Raw genomic sequence first — 17,825 nt, 5'->3', positions numbered from 1 at the left:
ACGGAGGCGTATCAAAGTTTATGGAAATGACTATTGACCTTATTATCGGTACCAGCGTGGTTCTCGCCATTCTCTGCTGGATCTTAGCTGGTTATTATTATCACCAAGTCAAAAAACGGATTGGTAGCGGTTGGCTGGTTGGCGGTCTCCTCATGGCCGGGTTAGCCGGTTTCTTCATCTGGACCGCTATTCCGCTATGGACTAGCTTATAGGAGGAGCAAAATGAATCCTGAAGAAATTTTTCAACGCTATCTCGATAAATATCACATTAGCTTACAGCATCCCGAACACGGCATGGTATTACTGACTTCACCGGTTTGGCCTAACCACCCCGACCTTCAACAATCTGTTCAGACGGCCATTCAAGGTCTGAACGGTGTTCAAAGTGTCACCGCTAGTAGTCCCGAGCAATTGATCATGCGCTATGATTCCAGCCAATTACGCAAGCTCAATCCGCTCTCACTATTTAGCACTGAACGGCGGTTAAGCCACCAATATCACCAGGCAGGATACTAATTACAATCAATATCGGTACCAGCGACTCGTTCAGTCGCTGGTACCGATATTTTTTTAATCAACTAAAAGGATTGCGTGCTCTAAAATTACCGTCAAGATTTTTGAACTAGTGATAAACTTATTTTAAGACTACATAAAGTTAGTCTAAGGGGGATGTTATCATGTCACAGTCGCGCCATAATGCATGGTTCGCTATTTTGTTAATTATTTTAGTTCCGGGATTGTTTTTGCTAGTTCCTTTGCTCACTAGTCGAGTCGTCTCTGTCACTTATTCTGGCATCGTTCAAGATTTAGTCATCTTGGTTGTCATCGGGGGCCTTAACCACTATCTATTCAAGATGCCCATCAATTGGTGGCACGCCCAGCACGGCTGGAAACAGGCCTTAGCTTGTTTACCGGCCATCATCATCTTACTCGCGCCTAAAATTCCTAGTGTTCTGAAGTTAGGTCAACTGACTTTCAATCCCATGATTTTCTTTTACGCCGGCTATATCCTATTAATTGGAATTACGGAAGAATACATTTACCGCGGCGTTTTACTGCCACTATTAGCCAAGGCCCTACCAGGAAGAACACTACTGGTCATTATCCTCGACAGTTTAGCCTTTGGTAGTATGCACCTCATTAACCTCACCGGGCTGAACTTAAGCTACGTCCTGCCACAAATGCTACTGGCCGCCATAACGGGACTATTACTCTGCGGCGTTTATCTCAAGACTAAAAATCTCATTTTGCCAATTTTGATCCATACGTTTAGCGATATTAATATGATTGCTTCGTTCATGAACCATACCCAAAATCGCACTGGCCTAGACATTCCAGGGACAGTTTCATTGGGAATATCAGCAATTGCCATCATCCTATTTATTATCGTCGCGGGCTTTGTTTATTGGCAAACTCGTCATCTTAATCTCAACAAACAATTCGCTGATTAGATTAATCAGCAATCAAGTTAAGCAGAAAAAGTTAGCGTTATAAAACCAAATTTGGTCTTATAACGCTAACTTTTTCTGTCTTAGTCGCTCCGCCACGAACTTATTTCAACCGCGCGCGAATGCGACTTAATGAAACTGGGGTGATGCCTAAGTAAGACGCCACCAAGTGTAACGGAACGCGGTCCAGAATTTCTGGTTCATTTTCCACAAGATTTTGGTAGCGTTCAACGGGTGACTGCTCAAGCTGGTTGAAGAATATATTGCGATACGTGATGAACCGTTCGCACACAAATTGCGTCACTTCTGGCTCGAGTTCTGGATAGGTCCGGCGCAACCAATCAAAATCTGTTTTGCTGAGGACCAATAAGTCGCTATCTTCAAAACAGGTTAAGGCAAAGCCACTCGGTTGATTGAGATAGAAGCTTTCAAACGAAGCCACAATCTGATTTTCAAAAAAGAACTGCAACGTAATCTCGCGGTCATCGTTACTATGACTTAAGCGCGCCGCGCCGTTTAAAATGAAATATAAATTAGTCGCCACATCGCCTTCCGCGAGTAGCGTTGTTCCAGCGGGCACTTTTTTCGCCGTAAACCGACTTTGTACCGCGTCCCAGTGTGCATTGATGACTGGAAATTGTTGTGCTAAATAGTCCGTTAACCCCATCGTCAACCACCTTCTGCGAGCCACTTAACATATGTTAAGGCCGCGTTAGTTATTTGCCACTATACTACCATTATTAACTAACGAAAGAAGTTTTAACTAATGAAAACTGTGATTATTTTTGACCATCCCTATACCGCCACTGCCGGTGACAACGTCCCCCACCACCGTTCATTTTTAGCCGCTTTATTGAAAACGGTAATGACTAAATTGACTCAAGCGGGCGACAATGTTGATTTGATCGACCTGCACGCTGATCACTTCAACCCCGTCATGTCTGCCGAAGAATTGACCAACTGGCGCCGTGGCTTACCGACCAATCCCCAAGTTGCGGACTACCAACAGCGACTGCGTGATGCCGACCGGATTATCTTCATGTTCCCCGTCTGGTGGGAAGTCATGCCCGCGGTGACCAAGGGATTTTTAGACAAGGTTTACGCTAAAGGGCAACTGTACGATGCCAAATCCATGAAAACCACGCTCGTCAAACAACCCAAAATTGACATCATTACAACGATGAGTACGCCCAACTGGGCCTACCGCTTAATTTTCGGCGCCCCACTTGCCAAGCTACTGTTCCGCGGGACTTTCCTGAAAACGCGGCTTTGGCACTTCAAGTGGCACAACTTTGCCCAAGTAGAAAAAAAGACGCTCACACAACGGCAGGCAATCTTACGTGATTTCAAATTATAAAAGTCCCAGTCTTTTATAACCTAGTCCGGTTGCCACTGATACCATCTAGTCGTGGGACAGGCACGCTTAGCAACACTTTCTAGCTATGCCAAAGTTACTGAGTTCATAACAACAAAGTTGAATTTAGCGAAGTCAGGCAGAACCAGTGTGCTGTGTCGGCAAGATTAGCGGGTGCTTTTTACGCTAATCTTGCGGGGCGATTCAAAGACGCGAGTTATCGGCTTTGAATCGAGGCTTCAGACCGTATTTCGGCTGAAGCCGTCCCCCATAGCACACTGGTTCTGCCTGACGAAGCAACCTTTCAACGTTTAACTAAACAATCAAAAAAACCGAGCAAACCTCAGTCGTAATGACGGGATTTACTCGGTACTTTGCGTAGTTAATTAATACTTAATGGCTGCCATGATTTTGCCTTCATCACCGCTAAAGTCGATGATTTGGCGTTTCAGGTTGGCCGTCCATGCTTGGCAACCCGCAGCAGCTAATTGCTTAACGGCGTCGGCTAAGCTCAATTTGCCGGCAACATAACTGGTTGCCACCTTTTCAACCGTGGCGGCGTCTTCTTCACGCGCCACTGAGGTATTTAAGCCGTTGGTCCGGCGTTCTACGATATAGCCATTTTCACCGAAGTACGCGGTAGAACCAGTCAGTACGTCGTATTGAAAATGTTGAACACCAAGGTCAGATTCCTTTTTGGCAATCGTTGCAAAGTCCGCGTGGTCACCTAAGTCACTGAGCATTTCATCAATTTCAGTTAATTTAAACATCATGACACCCCTTCAAATTTTACTTACATCACCATTGTAATCCAAATTAGCTTATTTGGCTGGTAACGGATAGAAAATCCGCATGAGGCCCATGTAAATCAGCCCAATTAAGATCATATCGATAAAGGTCGCACCAGTAAAGTTCGCTACAAAAGCGATATGCTTGATAGCGATATAGAGCACGACACCAAGTCCCCAACAAATCAGCGCGATGAGGTTAAAGCCGTGGAAATACCAATATTGCCCCTTAGAACTGGCCAGTTCGTTCACATCGTAATGCTGATGATGGCGCCAATAATAATCGACGAGCATCACACTGATCATTGGTCCTAAGACCATCCCGATATAATCCAAGAAAACCGTAAAAGCCGCTAGGAAGCTACCCATTACTAATGGAATCAAGGTGACGAGGGTCGCCACAATCGTTACGGCCCACAGTGCTGGCCGCAACCGAATCTTCGGAAAGATATTTGACAGTGCGGAACCCGCGGCTAGCAGATTGACCGCGTTAGCCGTCATACTCGTTAACACGATAACTAGTAACGCCAGCACCCCTAAGCCTAACCGACTGGCAATCGTACTTGGATCAGAGTTATTGGGATCGTAAGTTCCGGCAGTAATTGCAATACTGATGGTCGCTGCCAGTCCAATAAAGGCAAACCAGAATACCCCAGTAAACGCGCCTAAGAACGGCATCCGCGTTGCACCCGAGCGTTTACCCGTAAACCGAGTAAAGTCAGCCCCAGCGGTCACCCAGGCAAGGTTAAACGCCGCTAACGTATCCATCCCGGCACCCGCAGTCATGTGAAAACGGGCTGGCGCATGCCAGTTGAGCATGTCGTGAATCGTAACGGTCTTAAATACCACGACCGTTTCCCATAAAACGAACAGAATGACTAAAATAATTCCAATTCGCTCAATCATCTGAACTGAGCGCTGTCCAACCGACACACTCAGTAGGTGCAAGACGCTCATCACAATAATCCCAATGATTATCCCCTTAGCACCACCCGGATGACCATAAACGGGCCACCCCACTAAGTCGTGCAGCAAGTAGCTGACCGATGTCGCCGCAATAAACGTATTCACTGCGGTCCACCCAACGTACTGCGTTAAGTTAACGAACGACGGCACGTAACTGCCGCGAATCCCGAATGCGCCACGAATCAGACTCATCGTTGCCGCACCCGTCTTGTAACCCATAAATCCAACTAACGATAAACATAAGTAAGATAGGGTAGAAGAAGCAATAATAACTTTCAACGCAGTTAGCAAACCACAGGCCGCTAACACTCCGCCAACGTACCACGTCCCGTTGTTAGCATTCGCGCCAATCCACGTGGCAAACATGTCCCAATTCGACATATGACGGTGTTTTTGCGCCACCACTTCAATTTGATACTTTGATTCCTGATGCACACCGGTCACCCTTTCCACACAATGCTTCCCATTGTATTTTCATTAGGGAGAATGGTCAAGTTGATTTTACCCGCTCGTCCATTGCATAACCCATTCATTCGCCGTAAGATAAAATCAGATTAAACTGATGAAGGAAGTGGCACGTTTGAAGGGGCAAATCGAAGGCTGGCGACGAAACTTAGCCGTTCTCTGGCTAGGAACATTTATTGCGGGAATGGGCTTTTCTGAAGTCATGCCGTTCTTATCGCTGTACGTTGGACAAATGGGTGATTTCACTAAGGGTCAACTCACCATGTACAGTGGTTTAACGTACGCCGTGACTTTCTTTGTGATTGCCATCGTTTCACCGCTGTGGGGGAAACTAGCAGACCGGCGGGGACGTAAATTAATGCTCCTCCGTTCCTCACTAGGAATGGCCGTGGTCATTGGCTTGATGGGCTTCGTTCATAACGTCTGGATTCTTATCCTGCTCCGGTTCCTCCAAGGGCTGTGCGCCGGGTACATCCCCAACGCTAGCGCCTTAATCGCGACCGAAACACCAAAGGAAAGCAGCGGGACCGCAATCGGTATTTTAACGACCGGCTACGTTTCCGGTAACTTGATTGGCCCAATTCTTGGCGGGATCTTAGCACAAGTCTTTTCCATTCGCCTCACGTTTATTATTACTGGGATCTTATTACTGATTGTCTTCGTTTTGAGCCTCACACTGGTCCACGAACATTACCAGCCCAACCCAGCGGCCACGACTCAAAAAACTGGCAGTCTCTTAAGCCAGTTCAAGAATCCCACGCTAATCATTACCCTTTTAGTCTCAACCATGATTATTCAAATGGGGAATAACTCGATTACCCCAATTATCAGTCTCTACGTTCAACAATTGATGCACAACGTCGGTCCAATCACCGTTGTCGCCGGTATTTTAGCCGCATTGCCCGGGATTTCAACGTTATTATCCGCCCCACGCCTGGGTCAACTCGGTGATACCCGTGGGACTGACCGAATTTTAGTCTTTGGATTCGTCTTTGCTATTCTGATGTATTTCCCACAAGGATTCGTCTCAAGCATTTGGACACTAGGCCTACTGCGTTTCATGATTGGCATCTCAGACGGGGCACTTTTCCCAACGGTGCAAACTCTGTTGTCGAAAAACACGCCACAACACTTAACGGGAACGATTTTCAGCTGGAACCAATCCTTTCAAGCGATGGGCAGTATGCTCGGCTCGCTACTCGGTGGGGTCATCTCAAACTGGTTTGACTACAGTGGTGTCTTCATCTTCACCGCTTTGTCACTCCTACTAAACTTTATTGTCGTGCTGATTTTTATTCCTAGTATGCGTCATCCATTTGCCAAAAAAGCGTAATCTAAATAGCGGATTTTCACCCTATCTGTCGTGTGGTGAAGATCCGCTATTTTAATTATCCAATTTTATTATTGCATGTATTTAGCCATGAACGCTGCGACCCGCTTTTCGTACAGTTCCGGGTTCAGGGTCAAAGATTCCGCGTGCGCCGCGTTTGGCACGACCCATAATTGCTTATCTGGAACCGAGGTTGCCCGGTAATTTTCGTAAACCATCTTCGTAGGCACAAACTTATCGCTGCCCCCGTGAATAAAGAAGATTGGTAACCGATTCTTCTTTAGCTGCGCAACCGAGCTGGCTTCTAAAAAGTTAAAATGCGCTTTGGCCCGTGCCACCCAGCTGGCGGTATACAGTAATGGGAACTTTGGTAAGTTGTATAACTGTTTCAATTCATACCCTAGTTCATCACTGACACTGGTATAACCACAATCTTCGATAATGGCCTTAACTTGTGATGGTAGCTTTTCACCACTCATCATCATGACCGTGGCACCACCCATGGAAACCCCAAATAAACCAATTTGACTATCGGTCCCGTTACGACGAATAACCTGTTTCGTCCACTTCACGTAGTCCAAACGGTCCGGCCAGCCAAAACCGTAGTAATTTCCTTCGCTCTGCCCGTTACCCCGGTCATCTGGTGCCAGCACGTTGTAGCCTTGCCGGTGCCACAACCGAATATAACTGGCCATCTGTTCCTTATTTCCCATGTAACCGTGCGCGATTACGATTGTCTTGCTGGTTTTAGTTGCTGCCGGAATATAGTCCGCCACCAGCTTTAAATGGTCGGTCGCCGACGTTTCGTGCCACGTCTGCTTAGCGACCCGTTTTAACCAAGCTTGATTTTTGTGTAGCGTTTGATGACTCTTTTTGGAACTATGGTGCAAGACTTTAGGCGTGGGTTCAAATGCAAAGTGGTATAAATAAAAACTACCACCCGCAACGCCCAGTGTGACGACCGTACAGGCTGCGATGACCGCAATTAACCATTTCTTACGGGTTGTCATTCCTTTCAAATCCCCTCTATGTAAACTTAGCCTAATGTTTGAAGCGTTAGCAAGTGGGTACCGACCGTCCGTGCCGCCAGTTGAATCGTTCGTTCCGTCGAATCTGTTGGCTGTTCCAATGCCGTTCCCCGCAAAGTTCCTTCAAATGCGTGGCTGAACTGCTGATACCTGAGCTTCACTTGGCGGGTATCACGAATCGCTAAAATCGTTGGTCCAATTTTAGACAACGCAAAGTCCGTTTTTAAAATGGAAACAGCTAAGACGGCTACCACGTGGTTACGGGTGTAGCGCCGCCCCGCTGGCCGACTAAAAAGGTGTTGCTTAACGTAACTATTGACCATCGTCTTAGTCACCAGTGGTAAGTCTAACGGCACCATCATCTGATTGACCAACTGTAATAACTGGTCAATATAAAGTGGCATGGTTGGTAAATCGTTCCAGCGGACAAGCTGAAACGTTACTAATTGATTCTGATCAGTCATAAAAAAAATCCTCCAAAAGACATGCTTTAATTTACCTTAATCTAGGTTCAAATTCAAGGAATACTAATGTATAAATTATGTTATGTAGAATTATAATCTATTTAATTTTCAAGTAAAGCATGAGATGACTTGAAACCCTAGCCCCTTTTCGGATAAAATACGGTTACAATCTTAATTACTGCAGTCCAGAAAGGAAACTTCCCATGAATAACGTTTATTTAGCAGCTCCTTTTTTTGACGACGCGCAAAAACAACGCATTGAACAAGTTAAAGCTGCGTTAAAAGCCAACCCCACCGTCAACTCCGACGGTATCTTCATTCCTGAAGAACACCAATTTGAAGAAGAACCATTCGGCAGTCGTGCTTGGCAGCAATACGTCTACGCTTCCGATATGCGTCAGGTCCACCGGGCGGACGTCGTGGTCGCAATTCTTGATTTTGATATGACCAGCGCCACCAACGAACCAGATTCTGGTACCATGTTTGAAGTCGGTGCGGCGGTCGCTGAAAAGACGCCCGTGCTGATCGTTCAATTTGATGCCGACAAGGACCTTAACCTAATGATCTCACAAGGACTAACAGCTTACTTCGATGCCAGCAAAAACGGCTTAAAAGAACTCGCCACTTATGATTGTGACGACTTACGTTCCAAACCCGCTAAACGGCCCGTATTTTAAGGGTTAATCACTGTTGTATCAATATCTAGGCCAATAAAAATTTATTGCTTGTGTCATCAACTTTTGGACTCATAAGCGTCGCAATGTGCATCGTACGGGGCATATTGCGACGCTTATTAAATAGAATCGACGCCAAATAGAGCGTGTATTTTCACGTTAGGTTAGTCTTTTTAATCCAGAAAAGAACCGTGCACACTCCGCAAAAGAATTTCAGACAAGACTAGAACAATGCTTGTTAGTAGATACCATAAATCAACTAGCACCAAGCGTAAGGAACTATATTATGGAGGTATTATTATGGCTAAAACTATCAAATCAAGTCAGGATGATAAAATCGTTTACGAAGCAACAATCACCAGCAAAGGACAAATCACTTTGCCTAAAAAATTCCGACAAGCGAATGGTCTCACTCACGGCGACAAAATTAAGTTCATCCAAGACGCTGCTAACGGAAATATCCAGCTCGAAATCAGCAAACCAGAAGATAGTCTAACCTGGGACAAAATACTAAAAGACATTCCAACTGAAGTCGTCCAATTCAACGAAGACGGCACCGTAAATGCTGAAAAATCTCCAAACTTCGCCGCCTGGATGAAAGAAGAAGACGACGATTAGCGAACATATCCTAATGCAGTCTTCAGCTAAATAGCTAAGGCTGTTTTTTAGCTATACTAGATTTCAAGGGGGTATTTTAGTAATGACTTATCCAGACAAATACCAAATGACTATTAAACAAGCCAAATTTTTTGCGCATAAAAGCCTCGTGAATTTAATCCATGACAACTCAAAATTCGAAGGTACCCAAACGACCTTGCCACAAACCCAAACCATCGTTGATGGTATGAGTGTCGCTGGCGTTTCAACTGATGATGTCGTGACAATCGTTACTTTAAAACGTGCCTGGCAATTCGTCATTGCTAATGCACAACCGTATACCATCGAAATCAGCAATAAAATTAATGTGAAAGTTGCCGCAGCCGATTCACTTGATCCCGGCAACTTTCGAACCGAAAACGTCAGCATTGGTGGAACCGACTACGTCCCGCCAATTTTAAGCACTGAGAAAATCACGACAACGATTCAACAAATTTTATCGCCAACCGATGATACCTCTAAATCCATGACTGACAAGCTTTTGAAGCTATTACTAACCATGATGCGAAGCCAATTCTACTGGGATGGAAACAAACGAACGGCATTTTTGACAGTCAATTACTTAGCAATTAGTACTGGCATTGGTCTATTTAACGTCAGCGAAGACCAGCTACCAACTTTTAACACGTTACTTAGTCACTTCTATACGACTAACAAGCCGCACGAATTAATGGATTGGCTTTATCAGAATTGTATTTATGGATTAAAATTTTAAATGATACTTCATTGACTAGACGCAGCTACGATTAGCAACGTCCTTTTTGTATTAGAAATTTACTAAATCATCTTTTTACAAGTCTGTTTCTGAAGCATCCTAATCACCTCGATACCTAATTACGTCAAAAAGAAAGCGCCACCTAAACGTGTAAAACATTAGGTGGCACTTTCTAGAATCAGATTACTTTTTCAGCAGCCTCTCATTTCTGAGATACCCTTTTTTGCATACCAATCTATTCAGCAACTTCCAATTGTGCGACTCGTTGCCAACGTTTATTAATTTCCAAGACGATGGTTGGGATGAAGACGCCAGTTAGCGCAATCACCCAAGCAGACCATGGAAGCACTGCGAGGCTGAAGAACTCCCGCAGTGGTGGCACAATGGCGATGGCTAGTACCACTAAGATTCCCACGATCAGGCCCCGATTCAATAGTGGGTTACGTTTGAACGTTGCCCAGCTCATTGGTCGCCGATCCTTAATCGCGTAAATATCGATCATTGAACCGAGTGCTAATACTAAGAAGACCATCGTCATCCCAATTGACGCTTGGTTAGCGGCTAAGCCAAACCGGCCAATGGCGTAAATGCCTAACGTTAAAATCGTGAACGTTACGGCCCGGACGGCTAGTCGTGACCCTAAGCCACGCGCTAAAATGCTTTCATCATTCGCTACCGGTGGCTGTTGCATCGCCAACGGTTCACCCGGTTCTTGGCTGATAAAGAATCCTGGAATCCCGTCAGCTAGCACGTTAACAATCAGTAACTGTTCCGCTAGTAGTGGCGCGCCCCAACCAAACAGGACAGCCCCGACCATCAAGAAGATTTGGGCAAAGTTAACCCCAACTAAGAACTCAACGGCTTTGATGATATTTTGATAAACCGTCCGGCCCTCTTTAACGGCCGCAATGATGGTCGCAAAATTATCATCAGTCAAGACCATGTCGGCCGCTTCTTTAGAAACTTCCGTCCCGGTAATACCCATGGCAATCCCAACGTCGGCGGCTTTCAGTGCCGGCGCATCATTAACGCCATCCCCAGTCATCGCAACCGTCTTACCAAGGCTTTGCCACGCTTGGACGATTCGAATCTTGTCGCTTGGTGATACCCGTGCATACACGGCAATCTGGTCAATTTGCGCCCGCAATTCATCATCTGAAAGGGCCCGTAGCTGTTCACCACTAATGGCCTTAAACGGCGCCGTTAAAATGCCAATTTCTTCCGCGATGGCACTGGCCGTGACTAGATGGTCCCCCGTAATCATGACCGGCATAATACCAGCCTGCTTCGCAGCTTGAATAGCGGGAATAACTTCAGGACGCGGTGGATCAATCAGCCCAACGAGTCCCGCTAAGTCCAAGTCACGATTCAGGTTATCCCAATCATCACTTGCCACCGTGCTTGGCACGATCTTATAGCCAACCGCTAGAACCCGTAACGCGGCGCGGCCAAAGGCATCGTGGGCTTGTTGACCCGCTCGTAATCCAGGCGTATCTGCTCTAAATGGGAGCCGGTCCCACGCCCCCTTTACAATGACCAGTTGCCGGTCATCCGCTAACTGGTGAACCGTCGTCATCATCTTTTTAGTCGAGTCAAACGGGTCCTCCGCAAGCCGCGGGGTCTCAGTTTCTAAAGCCTGACGCGTCATTTGATGCGCTGCCATCCAGCGGACTGCGGCTAACTCAGTCGCATCCCCGATGACCTGTTCTTCACCATCGACCCGCGTAATTTCGGCATTCGTCGCTAATCCCAAGTATTTCATTAACGTCGTTCCAGCTGGTGAAAGCTGGTCACTCGCCTTTGCCGTCCCACTTTTAGGCGTCCAATACTTTGTAATCGTCATTTGATTTTGAGTCAGTGTGCCGGTTTTATCCGAAGCAATGACATCCACACTACCAATCGTTTCTACCGCACTGACCCGCCGCATAATCGCGTTGCGGTCAGCCATCCGCCGCACACCGTGTGAGAGGCTAATTGTCACTATAATTGGCAACGTTTCAGGAACGGCCGCGACAGCTAACGATACGCCAATCATTAAGCTGTCACCGATGCCTTGATTCTGTACCCAGACACTGAGGGCAAAAATAATCACGCCGCCTAAAACGGCAAAACTAGTTAGCCAACTCGATAGTCGATTTAACCGGCCTTGAAGTGGTGTTGCCCGTTGTTTAGTCTTATTTAAGAGTCCCGCAATTTGGCCTAATTCAGTCCCCATCCCGGTAGTCAGGACTTGAATCAAGCCCGTCCCGGCAGTCACAGCGGTCCCCGCGTAGACTTGTTGTTCTTCAGTGACTTCCATCAGCAGCGTAAGCAATCTTTTCAACCGGCACGCTTTCACCGGTCAACACGGCTTCATCAATCGCTAAGTTCGTCCCCGTTAAAACGAGTGCATCGGCAGGGACTTGATCCCCAGCCTTTAGTACCACTAAATCCCCCGGCACAATTTCAGTAGCCGCAATCGTCTGAATCGTGCCGTTTCGCCGAACATTGGCGGTCGGGAGACTCATTGATTTTAATGCGGCTAAGGACTTCTCGGCGGAAGCTTCCTGATACAAGCCAATTGCGACGTTGATCACTAAAATGGCGCCAATAACAATGGTTTTCGTCCACCCGCCATTTTGGGCAAGAGCTAAATAGGTCGCTAGGCCAACCGCAAAGAGTAACACTAGTGAGGACACGTCACTCATATGTTGCCAAATTTTACGCCACAGTGAAACCGGTCGTGCGGCGACTAATTCGTTAGGGCCGAATTGAGTCGTCCGTGACGCGATTTCCGCGGTCGTTAAACCGGAATCGGGGGTCTGTTTGAACGTCGTCTTGTCAAAATTCATAGCATTCTCCTCCGTAATTCGATTATCGTTACAATATCCATCATCTAATGATACCGGATACATTTACCCGTTTTGAGCCCAAACTATGAATAATATTTGAATCCGTACACCCGTAACGCGCAAGCGAACCCTTCACCAAGCCTTTTTCTAGGAAAAATTCTATGGTTTATGTTCAGAAATAAGTTAAATGTGATGAATATTGTTATAATAGTAATCAAATACTAATTGGAGGCCGGGTGCATGCAAATTAAATTAATCTCAACAAGTGACGTGCACGGTTACTTAGCACCGACGGATTATAGCCGGCGTGATCACGTCGCGCCCTTCAGTCTCAGTCGGGCTGCCACTTTAATTGCGCAACTGACCCAGCAAGACGACAACCAAGTGTGGCCAATCGTTATCGACAACGGTGATTACGTTCAGGGATCACCACTAACTTACTTTATCGCACGGCGACACCGGGCTCTCGCCCCACTGTATTCGCAATTGGCGAATTGTAACCACGTCGCTGCTGGGGTCCTCGGTAATCACGAATTCAACTACGGGCTCGATTACCTCGACCTGTGTGAATCCAGTCGGCATTATCCCATGCTGACCGCTAACATTCACGACGATCAACAACGAACGCTTTTCTCACAACCCTACACGATTCTCGAACGGGCGGGCGTTAAGGTTGCCATTTTAGGGCTAACCACTCAATTCGTCAGTCGGTGGGAACAGCCTAAAAACATTGCTGGACTACACTTTGAAGACGTCGTTGAGTGTGCAAAACGGTGGGTTCCAAAACTGCACGAACTTGCAGACGTTGTCGTCGTGGCTTACCACGGTGGCTTAGAACGTGATCCCCAAACAAACGCCCCCACGGAACGGCTCAACGGTGAAAACCGGGGTTCAGCTTTGCTGTCAGAAGTCCCCGGAATCGATGCCATGATCACGGGACACCAACATCGCAAACTGGCCGTGACGATCAACGGTGTACCCGTCACCCAACCAGGAATGAAGGGCGCTAACGTCGGCGTCATCACCTTAGACATGAATGAACAACGCCAAATTATTCGGCGCGAACCTAACGTTCTCAGTGTCAAAGAGACCCAACCAAACGCTGACCTAATGGCACTCGTTTCACCAATTAACGAACGAATGGAAAACTGGTTAGACACGCCATTAGGTCAAATTAACGGCGATATGCTGGTACATAATCACTTAGACGCCCGCCTGCATAATCACCCGTACATCGACTTTATCAACCGCGTCGAGATGGCTGCCACTGGAACCGATATTGCGGCCACCGCCCTTTTTAACGATGACGTTCCCGGGTTACGGCAACACGTGACCATGCGCGAAGTCATGAATAGTTACGTTTATCCAAATAAACTTGCCGTTGAAAATATCACGGGCGCTGACTTGAAGCGCGCGCTCGAACGCTGTGCCAGTTATTTTCTGTTGAAAAACGGCCGGGTCATCGTTAACCCTGAATTTTTAAAGCCTAAATTACGACACTACGTCTACGATATTTACAGTGGGATCGACTATACTTTTGACCTCACTCATCCCATCGGACAACGACTCGTTCAATTAAGCTATCACGGCCAACCCGTCACGGATGACCAACCGCTGACCGTCACGTTAAATCATTACCGCGCTGGTGGTGGCGGGAACTACCCCATGTATGGGACGGCTAAAATTGATCACCAATTGCCAACCGACATGACGGTACTCATTGCGGATTACTTCGCTGAGCACCCGGTTGTGACGGCAAACCAGCCGACCAACTTTAACGTTAAGTACTAATTCTTAAATGGTGGTTTATTGATGACCCAGTCCGGTCGTCACTGATAGTATGCGGTCGTGGGACCGGGTCAAGCCTGAGAAACTGTCTTGGCCCTCGTCCGGAACAATTGCAAAGAACACAATTGCCCCGGACCGTCCGTGGCCTAAGACCGGAAATTCACCGGTCGGTCAAAAGCCACCTTCACGACCGATGCTATCAGTGACAACCTCCGATTATCCGACAGTAATAACAATAGTAAGGTTATTTTTAGCACAGTCGGGTAGTCCTAGTGTGCTGTGTCGGCAAGATTAGCAGGGCTTTTTCCTGCTAATCTTGCGGGGCAATTCAAAGACGCGGGTTATCGGCTTTGAATTGAGGTGCCAGACCGTTTTTCGGCTGGGACCGTCCCCCATAGCACACCAGGGCTACCCGACGGAGCGGCTAATTTAGGAATAACTACTGCTACGGTGTTAAAAGCAATTCTAAATTTTCAAATACTAAAGAGACTAATTTTAAGCCTGACGGATTCGTCAAGCTCAAAATTAGTCCCTTTTTTAGACCGGCGTTTACCACCGATTAGTTGATTTTAAAATTTAGAAGTTTACCGTATCTGGATCATTTGCTAAGCCAGCTACGCCATGCATCCCGTCAATCGTCTTCATATCAGCATCGGTTAACTCGAAGTCAAACAATTCTGTATTTTGCGCAATGCGATCAGCATGTACTGATTTTGGTAATGGTAAAAATCCGTGTTGTAAGGACCAACGTAAAACGACCTGTGCAACACTCTTATGGTACTTATCAGCAATCGTCTTCAATTCTGGAATACCAAAAATCTTCCCAGTACCAAGTGGACTGTAAGCTTCGGATAAAATCCCGTGTTCACGGTTATAAGCAACCACTTCGTCTTCCGTATCGCTAGGATTCAAGAAGATTTGGTTAACTGCAGGGATCACTTTGGCCGTCTTTAACAAGGCATCCAAGTGCTTTGGCCGGAAGTTAGAAACCCCAATTGCACGTGCTTTGCGATCAGCGTAAGCTTCTTCCATGGCCCGCCAAGTGTCTGCGTTTAATTGTTCCCAATTGTCGCGCATAGCAGCTGGATTTGGCCAGTGAATCAAGTATAAGTCCACGTAGTCTAACCCTAACTTCTTCAAAGAAGTTTCCAAAGCCGCCTTGGCAGCTTCGTAACCGTGGTCCGCATTCCAAAGTTTAGTCGTGACGAACAGGTCTTCACGGGCAACACCACTATCGGCGATGGCCTTACCAACGCTGTCTTCGTTACCATAAGCTGCGGCCGTATCGATGTGCCGGTAGCCGGCCTTTAAAGCAGCCAGCACGGAATCGTATGCGACTTTACCGTCGGGCGTTTGCCAAGTTCCAAAGCCAACAATGGGAATCTTTGTTCCGTTATTTAAACTATACGTATCGGTGAGTTTTGTTAAAGCAGTCATCAAAGTGCCTCCTAAAAGTAGCGCTAAAAACAGCGACTCGTTTTCAGTGCTTCGTTAAGTTAATTCTACCCTGAAACTAGGGGGCGCCGTCAAACAATCTGTTCTAATATTAGTGACGATGGTCCGATTTCGTGAGAAAATAGTTTTATCTGATTGAATAACACTTTATTTACCGGGGAGGCCGCAGAACGTGGAACAAACGAACATAATGTTGCAAGCCACACTGCTGGCAGGTGCCATTTTACTCGAAAACGGTGCCGAAATTGAACGAGTGGAAGATACCATGCAACGCATCGCAACCAATGCCGGGTACCCCGACGCTCAAATTTTTGTCTTGTTGACCGGCATTACGGTCTCCTTACCGGAAGCGGCGACCAGCCAAGTGCGCGCCATTCATCGTCGGGGCATGGACCTTGAAAAAGTGGATCAGGTCAACACCTTGTCACGCCGGTTTGCCGCCCACGATATCGACCTAACGCAATTTGCCGCCCAGTTAGACCAAGTCAATCAAGCCGTGCCCACGTTCCCTTTCAGCTGGCTATTAATTGCTTCAGCGGTCGTTAGCGTGCCACTAATGGTCGCCTTTACCGGACACGCCACCCCGGCTGATTTAGTGACGTGCGCCCTCGCCGGTACCCTCGGCTTTTCCACCTACTATTGGGTCAACCGACTCGGATCAATTCGCTTCTTAAGTGAATTTATGGGTGCGTTAATTATTGGCCTAATCACGTTGATTGGTGAACACGTCGCCCCCGGAAGTTACCATCCCGACGCCATTATTATTGGTGCAGTCATGCCATTAGTCCCCGGGGTCGCAATTACCAACGCCGTCCGTGACACGATGACGGGCAACTTACTCAGTGGTCCCGCCCGTGCCGTCGAAGCAATTTTATCCGCGTGTGCAATCGGGGTCGGCATCGCCTTGACGTCATTTTTCTATTAGGGGGACACCATTATGAGACACTGGATTTTAACAACTGGGATCCTCCAATTCGTTTTAGCCTACTTCGCAACGGCCGGCTTCGGGGTTCTCTTGAACATTCCCCGGCGCGCCCTCAATCTCAGTGGTTGGGTCGGCGCTGCGGGTTGGTTGACCTACGAATTTTTATATTTCTTATTACCAACTAGTATCAACGTCAAACTAGCCGTCGGTAATCTGATCGCCGCGGTAGTTATCGGGGTTGCTAGTGGGCTCGCGGCACATTATAAGCACATGCCCATGATTATTTTTAACATTCCTAGCCTAGTTCCATTGGTTCCTGGAGGACAGTCTTACCGGGTCGTTCGTAACCTCGTGACGGGTCACCCCCACGTTGCTTCAGAATACCTTGCGCAGGTCGTCATCATCGCCGGGGTCATTGCAATTGGTTTCTTAATCGCTGAATTTATCAACCGGATTGCATGGCGGCTAGTTCATTAAATTCAATAAAATCAAATAGTCGGCGGAGCCACTTTAGATAGTGAATCCGCCGACTAACTTTTTATAAAATAAATCGCCTCTATTAATCAACGTGCTCAATAATCAATGCTGGGCAACTTTTATTATTATTGCGTGGTCCTCATATAATTAATATTAATACCGGTAATGATCTAGCCCCATTTTTTCCACAAGTTTAACCTCATGACGTGTTTCCTGTTCAAAAATCACTTTCTTTTATAATCCATCATAATAATTATTAATAATTCCTAGGTTGATAGGCTCAATTCAACAACCGAAAATTACCCCACGTTCCCCTTAGTTTGTATATTTCATAGCCATCTTCATCCCCCGTCTGCCGGTACTTTTGAGTTTGTTTCATACCATTTAAGGGGGTAGACTAATAATGAGTAGCGGCTTAATTATATGAATATATTATTTAATTGATAGTGCAGATTGGCTC

General features: G+C 46.7%; 17 protein-coding genes and 2 pseudogenes. 12 read left to right on the top strand and 7 right to left on the bottom strand.

The window, feature by feature from the left end:
• Positions 1-20: 20 nt before the first annotated feature.
• The 3 genes from AAA939_RS09835 (at position 21) to AAA939_RS09825 (ending at position 1,451) form a co-directional block, all read left to right on the top strand.
• Positions 21-212 carry a hypothetical protein gene (locus AAA939_RS09835; RefSeq protein WP_338207840.1) on the top strand — a complete coding sequence of 64 codons (192 nt, stop codon included), beginning with the start codon at positions 21-23 and terminating at the stop codon, positions 210-212.
• A gap of 10 nt (positions 213-222) precedes the next feature.
• Positions 223-516 (top strand): hypothetical protein, encoded by a 294-nt coding sequence (locus AAA939_RS09830; protein ID WP_057705483.1) that lies wholly within the window; start codon positions 223-225, stop codon positions 514-516.
• Positions 517-677: 161 nt separating this feature from the next.
• Positions 678-1,451 (top strand): CPBP family intramembrane glutamic endopeptidase, encoded by a 774-nt coding sequence (locus AAA939_RS09825; RefSeq protein WP_338207838.1) that lies wholly within the window; start codon positions 678-680, stop codon positions 1,449-1,451.
• Between the two features lie 100 nt (positions 1,452-1,551).
• On the opposite strand, the gene AAA939_RS09820 is transcribed toward AAA939_RS09825, so the two are convergent.
• Positions 1,552-2,115 carry a Crp/Fnr family transcriptional regulator gene (locus AAA939_RS09820; RefSeq protein ID WP_338207836.1) on the bottom strand — a complete coding sequence of 188 codons (564 nt, stop codon included), beginning with the start codon at positions 2,113-2,115 and terminating at the stop codon, positions 1,552-1,554.
• A 99-nt stretch (positions 2,116-2,214) separates the two neighbouring features.
• On the opposite strand from AAA939_RS09820, the gene AAA939_RS09815 reads away from it, so the two are divergent.
• Positions 2,215-2,805 (top strand): NAD(P)H-dependent oxidoreductase, encoded by a 591-nt coding sequence (locus AAA939_RS09815; protein ID WP_338207835.1) that lies wholly within the window; start codon positions 2,215-2,217, stop codon positions 2,803-2,805.
• A gap of 383 nt (positions 2,806-3,188) precedes the next feature.
• Here the strand turns inward: AAA939_RS09815 and AAA939_RS09810 are convergent, their stop codons facing one another.
• Positions 3,189-3,575 carry a DUF1398 family protein gene (locus tag AAA939_RS09810; RefSeq protein ID WP_338207834.1) on the bottom strand — a complete coding sequence of 129 codons (387 nt, stop codon included), beginning with the start codon at positions 3,573-3,575 and terminating at the stop codon, positions 3,189-3,191.
• Positions 3,576-3,623: 48 nt separating this feature from the next.
• On the bottom strand, positions 3,624-4,991 hold the full coding sequence (locus AAA939_RS09805; protein WP_338207878.1) for a cytosine permease: 1,368 nt from the start codon (positions 4,989-4,991) through the stop codon (positions 3,624-3,626).
• 127 nt (positions 4,992-5,118) lie between these two features.
• On the opposite strand from AAA939_RS09805, the gene AAA939_RS09800 reads away from it, so the two are divergent.
• Positions 5,119-6,354, top strand: a complete 1,236-nt coding sequence (locus AAA939_RS09800) for an MFS transporter (RefSeq protein WP_338207833.1) — start codon at positions 5,119-5,121, stop codon at positions 6,352-6,354.
• A 68-nt stretch (positions 6,355-6,422) separates the two neighbouring features.
• Here AAA939_RS09800 and AAA939_RS09795 read toward each other — a convergent pair whose 3' ends face one another.
• Positions 6,423-7,361 (bottom strand): alpha/beta hydrolase, encoded by a 939-nt coding sequence (locus tag AAA939_RS09795; RefSeq protein WP_338207832.1) that lies wholly within the window; start codon positions 7,359-7,361, stop codon positions 6,423-6,425.
• 26 nt (positions 7,362-7,387) lie between these two features.
• Positions 7,388-7,843, bottom strand: coding sequence for a DUF1836 domain-containing protein (locus AAA939_RS09790; protein ID WP_338207831.1), 456 nt, complete (start codon positions 7,841-7,843; stop codon positions 7,388-7,390).
• A gap of 203 nt (positions 7,844-8,046) precedes the next feature.
• Between AAA939_RS09790 and AAA939_RS09785 the strand changes: the two genes are divergently transcribed.
• The 4 genes and pseudogenes from AAA939_RS09785 (at position 8,047) to AAA939_RS09775 (ending at position 9,889) form a co-directional block, all read left to right on the top strand.
• Positions 8,047-8,520 carry a nucleoside 2-deoxyribosyltransferase gene (locus AAA939_RS09785; RefSeq protein ID WP_338207830.1) on the top strand — a complete coding sequence of 158 codons (474 nt, stop codon included), beginning with the start codon at positions 8,047-8,049 and terminating at the stop codon, positions 8,518-8,520.
• A 55-nt stretch (positions 8,521-8,575) separates the two neighbouring features.
• A pseudogene (locus AAA939_RS15255) lies at positions 8,576-8,779 on the top strand (IS982 family transposase); the annotation flags it as partial.
• Positions 8,780-8,817: 38 nt separating this feature from the next.
• Positions 8,818-9,135 (top strand): AbrB/MazE/SpoVT family DNA-binding domain-containing protein, encoded by a 318-nt coding sequence (locus AAA939_RS09780; protein ID WP_338207829.1) that lies wholly within the window; start codon positions 8,818-8,820, stop codon positions 9,133-9,135.
• An 82-nt stretch (positions 9,136-9,217) separates the two neighbouring features.
• On the top strand, positions 9,218-9,889 hold the full coding sequence (locus tag AAA939_RS09775) for a Fic family protein (protein WP_338207828.1): 672 nt from the start codon (positions 9,218-9,220) through the stop codon (positions 9,887-9,889).
• A 235-nt stretch (positions 9,890-10,124) separates the two neighbouring features.
• On the opposite strand, the pseudogene AAA939_RS09770 reads toward AAA939_RS09775, so the two are convergent.
• Positions 10,125-12,720, bottom strand: a pseudogene (locus tag AAA939_RS09770) (cation-translocating P-type ATPase).
• A gap of 240 nt (positions 12,721-12,960) precedes the next feature.
• Here AAA939_RS09770 and AAA939_RS09765 point away from each other — a divergent pair.
• On the top strand, positions 12,961-14,511 hold the full coding sequence (locus AAA939_RS09765) for a bifunctional metallophosphatase/5'-nucleotidase (protein ID WP_338207826.1): 1,551 nt from the start codon (positions 12,961-12,963) through the stop codon (positions 14,509-14,511).
• Positions 14,512-15,084: 573 nt separating this feature from the next.
• Here the strand turns inward: AAA939_RS09765 and AAA939_RS09760 are convergent.
• Positions 15,085-15,945 (bottom strand): aldo/keto reductase, encoded by an 861-nt coding sequence (locus AAA939_RS09760; protein WP_338207825.1) that lies wholly within the window; start codon positions 15,943-15,945, stop codon positions 15,085-15,087.
• A gap of 208 nt (positions 15,946-16,153) precedes the next feature.
• Here AAA939_RS09760 and AAA939_RS09755 point away from each other — a divergent pair, with 208 nt between their 5' ends.
• On the top strand, positions 16,154-16,888 hold the full coding sequence (locus AAA939_RS09755; RefSeq protein ID WP_420914909.1) for a threonine/serine exporter family protein: 735 nt from the start codon (positions 16,154-16,156) through the stop codon (positions 16,886-16,888).
• Positions 16,889-16,900: 12 nt separating this feature from the next.
• On the top strand, positions 16,901-17,365 hold the full coding sequence (locus tag AAA939_RS09750; protein WP_338207823.1) for a threonine/serine exporter family protein: 465 nt from the start codon (positions 16,901-16,903) through the stop codon (positions 17,363-17,365).
• Positions 17,366-17,825: the final 460 nt, after the last annotated feature.

The organism is Lactiplantibacillus paraxiangfangensis (genome assembly GCF_036246185.1).
Taxonomy (GTDB): domain Bacteria; phylum Bacillota; class Bacilli; order Lactobacillales; family Lactobacillaceae; genus Lactiplantibacillus; species Lactiplantibacillus paraxiangfangensis.
Note: the sequence above shows the minus strand (reverse complement) of the source record. Positions and strands in the feature narration are given on the sequence as shown.

Excerpts from the sequence above, each read along its gene's own strand:
- AAA939_RS09835 (WP_338207840.1), top strand. The coding sequence starts at position 21 with ATGGAAATGACTATTGACCTTATTATCGGTACCAGCGTGGTTCTCGCC.
- AAA939_RS09830 (WP_057705483.1), top strand. The coding sequence starts at position 223 with ATGAATCCTGAAGAAATTTTTCAACGCTATCTCGATAAATATCACATT.
- AAA939_RS09825 (WP_338207838.1), top strand. The coding sequence starts at position 678 with ATGTCACAGTCGCGCCATAATGCATGGTTCGCTATTTTGTTAATTATT.
- AAA939_RS09820 (WP_338207836.1), bottom strand. The coding sequence starts at position 2,115 with ATGGGGTTAACGGACTATTTAGCACAACAATTTCCAGTCATCAATGCA.
- AAA939_RS09815 (WP_338207835.1), top strand. The coding sequence starts at position 2,215 with ATGAAAACTGTGATTATTTTTGACCATCCCTATACCGCCACTGCCGGT.
- AAA939_RS09810 (WP_338207834.1), bottom strand. The coding sequence starts at position 3,575 with ATGATGTTTAAATTAACTGAAATTGATGAAATGCTCAGTGACTTAGGT.
- AAA939_RS09800 (WP_338207833.1), top strand. The coding sequence starts at position 5,119 with ATGAAGGAAGTGGCACGTTTGAAGGGGCAAATCGAAGGCTGGCGACGA.
- AAA939_RS09795 (WP_338207832.1), bottom strand. The coding sequence starts at position 7,361 with ATGACAACCCGTAAGAAATGGTTAATTGCGGTCATCGCAGCCTGTACG.
- AAA939_RS09790 (WP_338207831.1), bottom strand. The coding sequence starts at position 7,843 with ATGACTGATCAGAATCAATTAGTAACGTTTCAGCTTGTCCGCTGGAAC.
- AAA939_RS09785 (WP_338207830.1), top strand. The coding sequence starts at position 8,047 with ATGAATAACGTTTATTTAGCAGCTCCTTTTTTTGACGACGCGCAAAAA.
- AAA939_RS09780 (WP_338207829.1), top strand. The coding sequence starts at position 8,818 with ATGGCTAAAACTATCAAATCAAGTCAGGATGATAAAATCGTTTACGAA.
- AAA939_RS09775 (WP_338207828.1), top strand. The coding sequence starts at position 9,218 with ATGACTTATCCAGACAAATACCAAATGACTATTAAACAAGCCAAATTT.
- AAA939_RS09765 (WP_338207826.1), top strand. The coding sequence starts at position 12,961 with ATGCAAATTAAATTAATCTCAACAAGTGACGTGCACGGTTACTTAGCA.
- AAA939_RS09760 (WP_338207825.1), bottom strand. The coding sequence starts at position 15,945 with ATGACTGCTTTAACAAAACTCACCGATACGTATAGTTTAAATAACGGA.
- AAA939_RS09755 (WP_420914909.1), top strand. The coding sequence starts at position 16,154 with ATGTTGCAAGCCACACTGCTGGCAGGTGCCATTTTACTCGAAAACGGT.
- AAA939_RS09750 (WP_338207823.1), top strand. The coding sequence starts at position 16,901 with ATGAGACACTGGATTTTAACAACTGGGATCCTCCAATTCGTTTTAGCC.